Source organism: Bacillus sp. JJ1503 (assembly GCF_036965125.1).
Taxonomy (GTDB): Bacteria; Bacillota; Bacilli; order Bacillales; family Cytobacillaceae; genus Cytobacillus.
Window position 1 is genome coordinate 459 of record NZ_JBALOZ010000333.1, and the last position, 4,364, is coordinate 4,822.

The 4,364-nt window shown below is 40.0% G+C and carries 6 protein-coding genes; 5 read left to right on the forward strand and 1 reads right to left on the reverse strand.

Annotated elements, in window-relative coordinates; translation table 11 throughout:
* The 5 genes from V7149_RS21715 to proC all read left to right on the forward strand — a co-directional run.
* Positions 1-488: ABC transporter ATP-binding protein (locus tag V7149_RS21715; RefSeq protein WP_335347675.1), on the forward strand; the 488-nt coding region annotated here is incomplete at its 5' end.
* Positions 481-1,494: an ABC transporter ATP-binding protein gene (locus tag V7149_RS21720; protein ID WP_335347676.1), complete on the forward strand. Its 1,014-nt coding sequence runs from the start codon at positions 481-483 to the stop codon at positions 1,492-1,494. The genes V7149_RS21715 and V7149_RS21720, both read left to right, overlap by 8 nt.
* A gap of 132 nt (positions 1,495-1,626) precedes the next feature.
* On the forward strand, positions 1,627-2,583 hold the full coding sequence (locus tag V7149_RS21725; RefSeq protein ID WP_335347677.1) for an MBL fold metallo-hydrolase: 957 nt from the start codon (positions 1,627-1,629) through the stop codon (positions 2,581-2,583).
* Between the two features lie 30 nt (positions 2,584-2,613).
* The gene (locus V7149_RS21730; protein WP_335347678.1) at positions 2,614-3,267 is read left to right on the forward strand and encodes an NUDIX hydrolase; all 654 of its coding nucleotides are present in this window, start codon (positions 2,614-2,616) and stop codon (positions 3,265-3,267) included.
* A 27-nt stretch (positions 3,268-3,294) separates the two neighbouring features.
* Positions 3,295-4,104 (forward strand): pyrroline-5-carboxylate reductase, encoded by an 810-nt coding sequence (gene proC / locus V7149_RS21735; protein ID WP_335347679.1) that lies wholly within the window; start codon positions 3,295-3,297, stop codon positions 4,102-4,104.
* A 66-nt stretch (positions 4,105-4,170) separates the two neighbouring features.
* Here the strand turns inward: proC and V7149_RS21740 are convergent.
* Positions 4,171-4,364, reverse strand: a 194-nt coding sequence (locus V7149_RS21740; RefSeq protein ID WP_335347680.1) for a hypothetical protein, incomplete at its 5' end; no start/stop codon positions are given.

The following is a 4,364-nucleotide window of genomic DNA, read 5'->3' on the forward strand; positions in this document are numbered from 1 at the left end:
AATTATTAATTGCTGATGAGCCGACTACTGCACTGGATGTTACGATTCAGGCCCAAATTCTTGAATTGATAAAAAAGCTTCAGGACGAACTTGGAACTTCACTCATGATTATAACTCATGATCTCGGTGTAGTAGCTGAAATGTGTGATAAGGTAGCGGTTATGTATTGTGGGAAAGTTGTAGAATATGCAGATGTAGAAACCATCTTTACTGACCCTAAGCATCCATATACAATCGGTCTATTAAACTCAGTTCCTAAACATGATGAAGATGTTGAAGGAGATCTTTCTGTCATTCATGGTCAAGTCCCAAGTCCATTTAATTTGCCGCTTGGATGCCGATTTGCTCCTCGATGTCCGCTTGCCAGAGAAATTTGTCATTCCGAGCTGCCAGAGCTAAAGGATGCTCCTGATGGCGATAAGGTTCGCTGCTGGATGTATACAGATAAATGGGAAAAACAAGAGGGGGTTGCAGCTAGTCATGAGTGAGCAAGCATTATTAGAAGTGAAACAGCTTAAGCAGTATTTCCCGATAAAAGGCGGTATTCTGGGCCGTACGATCAATCACGTTAAAGCAGTCGATGACATTAGCTTTAATATATATGAAGGGGAAACTGTCAGTATTGTAGGAGAGTCGGGCTGCGGCAAATCGACAACTGGCAGAGCGATCCTTAGATTGGATAATCCTTATTCTGGTGAAGTGTATTTCCAAGGCGAGAATTTGCTTGCATTAAGCAAATCACAAATGAGAAAAAAGCGAAAAGATTTGCAAATCATATTCCAGGATCCTTATGCTTCATTAAATCCACGTCAAACAGTAAGTCAGATTTTAGAAGAAGCACTGGAGATCCAAAATGTTGTGCCTCCAAGAGAAAGAAGACAAAAAATTACTGAGTTACTTGAAACAGTAGGAATTGGAGCACACCAGGTTGACCGCTATCCACATGAATTCAGTGGCGGACAGCGTCAGCGAATTGGCATAGCCCGTGCTCTTTCAGTTAATCCAAAGCTGATTATTTGTGATGAGGCTGTTTCAGCACTTGACGTGTCTATTCAAGCACAAGTGTTAAACCTGCTAAAGGAATTGCAAAGAGAGTTCAAATTAACCTATCTTTTTATTTCCCATGATCTTGGTGTAGTACGCCATATTTCTGATCGAATCATTGTCATGTACTTAGGCAAGATTGTGGAAATCGCTGATAAAAAATCCTTATTTAATAATCCGCAGCATCCTTATACAAAGGCATTATTATCTGCAATTCCAAGTACGAATGTATTAGAGAAGAAAGAACGGATCATACTCAAAGGGGATGTGCCATCACCGATAGATCCACCAGCCGGATGCCGTTTTCACACACGCTGCCCATATGCGTTTGATCGATGTGCAACAGTGGAACCATCCCTGCATGCCATTCCTGGTGAGAATCATCAAGTGGCCTGCCATTTAGCAGAGGAAGGTTCTGTCGATTTCTCTGCATTAAAAGCAAACTATTAAACAATGCTTCGAAAGCCCTTCTCTTTGAGAGGGCTTTTTTTAGGGGGGAAAATCAGCGGAAAGAGGAATTTTGCCTCGTATCGAAGAATTCGTTATAAAATAGTAAATATACTTTCGAAAGGGGTTTGGCGAATGAGTGCAACAGATTTAGGGTATAATGTATCTCTTATCGATACATTCGATTTAGGAAAAGAAAGAAGGACAGGGTCCTATATTCTTCAAGCCGAGGAAGTAACGCTTATTGAAACGAGCGCGAGTCCCTCTATTCCGTTTGTGCTGAAAGGGTTAGAGGAATTAGGCATAAAGTTAACAGAAGTAAAAAATATAATTGTCACACATATACATCTTGATCATGCTGGCGGTGTTGGTTTATTGCTTAATCATTGCCCGAATGCTAAAGTAATTGTTCATCCTCGGGGCAAACGTCATCTTGCTGATCCCTCTAGACTGATTCAAGGGGCAAAGGCCGTTTATGGAGATAAATTTAATGAGCTCTTTGATCCCATTTTGCCAGTGCCAGAGGATCGTTTGGTAATCAAAGAGGACGGGGAAACGATAAAAATTGGAAAAGAACGTATTCTGAAATTTATGGATACACCAGGTCATGCCAACCATCATTTTTCTATACATGATTCATTAAGTAATGGGATTTTTACTGGCGATACGATCGGGGTTTATTATCCTCAAGTTTTCGATCAGGGGGTTGAGCTATTTCTCCCATCTACCTCACCAAATCAATTTGATCCTGAGACGATGCTTCAATCAATGAAAAGAATTTCATCCCTTCGTGTCGAGAGGATTTACTTTGGCCATTATGGAATGACAGCTAATCCTGATCAGGTTTTTAAGCAAATTGAGTATTGGCTTCCCCTATTTATGGCTGCTGGGGAAAAGGTATGGGCAGAAAACCAAACTGCTTCATTTGATACGAAGCAGAAAGCCCTTTTCCATCTGCTATTGAATGAGGTCAATCAATTTTTATCCGAAAATCAAATAGTATTAGAAGAAGATTTATCGGAAATTATTCAGCTTGATTTGACTGTCGGATCAATGGGAATTATAGATTATTTAGCAAAACGAGAAAAATAAGGTGTTAAACAAAGTATGGAGGTGTAGGAAATGGATCTACAGAAAATAATAAAAAAGCTTAAAAGCCGTACACCTTCCATTCTAGGAAGTGAGAAATTCTCTAAATATGCCATCCTCATTCCCCTTATCCAAATGGAAGATGATATTCACCTTTTATTTGAGGTTCGTTCTCTACAATTAAGAAGACAGCCAGGTGAAGTCTGCTTTCCAGGAGGAAGGGTCGATAGGACGGATCGTGATGAAAAGTATACGGCAATAAGGGAGACTTCAGAAGAGTTAGGGATAAAAGAGGATCATATTCATCATGTTTTTCCGTTAGACTATATGATTTCTCCGTTTGGAACTATTATCTATCCTTACGTTGGCCACATAAGAAATCCGGAAATGATCAATGTTAACCGAAGTGAAGTGGAGAAGACTTTCACTGTGCCGCTATCATACTTAAAAAAAACTGAGCCCGAGACCTTTCAAATCCGCTTTCGCGTTGAGCCTGAAAAAGACTTTCCATTTAACCAAATTATCGGTGGAGAAAATTATGATTGGCAAATTAGAAAAATGGAAGAGTGTTTTTATTATTATGAAGATAAGGTGATATGGGGTTTAACAGCTAGAATTCTTAAGCATTTTATTGAAATCCTTAACTCAGATGGGCTAGGCCTTAATGATCAAGGGTCGTCACTATAATCATGTAAAAAGTCAGGATGTGTTAATTTGAATAGAAAGATTGGTTTCATAGGTTCGGGAAAAATGGCGCAGGCGATTATAGGGGGAATCCTCCAAGCGGATAAAGTTCCAGCTGCGAATATAATGGCAAGTGCGGCTTCAAAGGAGACAGTTAGGAACGTGATGGAAAGGTTCTCTATCCGGGTAACAACGGATAATAAAGCAGTTGCGGAGCATGCTGATATACTCTTCCTTGCGATAAAGCCAAATCTCCACCAATCTATTATTGAGGAAATTAAAGATATCATTAAGCCTCATTCGCTCATTATCACAATTGCTGCAGGAATTAGCCTGCAATTCCTTGAGGAATCATTTCCACGGAAGGTAAAAGCGATTCGGTCTATGCCCAATACACCTTCATTAATTGGAGAGGGGATGAGCGTACTTTGTGCAAACCAATTTGTGACAAAAGAGGAACTGGATGAAGTTCTTAGTATTTTTTCATGCTTTGGAAAGGCTGAAGTCGTTCATGAGAGCTTAATGGATTCAATTCCAGCTATTAGTGCCTCATCACCTGCCTATGTGTATATGTTTATCGAGGCATTAGCAGATGGGGGAGTCAAAAACGGATTAACTAGAGAGCAGTCCTATAAATTAGCAGCCCAAGCAGTTTTAGGGGCTGCGAAAATGGTTCTCGAAACGGGAAAACATCCGGGTGAGCTTAAAGATGAGGTTTGTACTCCTGGAGGAGCAACGATCGAGGCGGTAGCTGAGCTTGAGAGAAAGGGATTGCGTACTGCTGTCCTGTCGGCAATGGAGAAATGCACAGAGAAAACAAAAGCACTCTCTAATCAGTAATTTTTCAAAATAAACGGAGGAGCAGCATAAATTTGCTGCTCCTCCTGTTTATTGAAAAACACAATGTTAATTTTTCAGCAAAGTTTGATTAAGACCTGAGTACAAGTCTTTCATATGGACAGTAACAATTTTAGCACCGATTTGAACATGTACCATGTTGTCAAAAACAGCAGTAACAAGACCGTTGAGGGATACTTTCGAGCCAATGTTTACATCTTTTTTTTCGTTTTTATCCTTTTTGCTATCTGCCATCATTACAC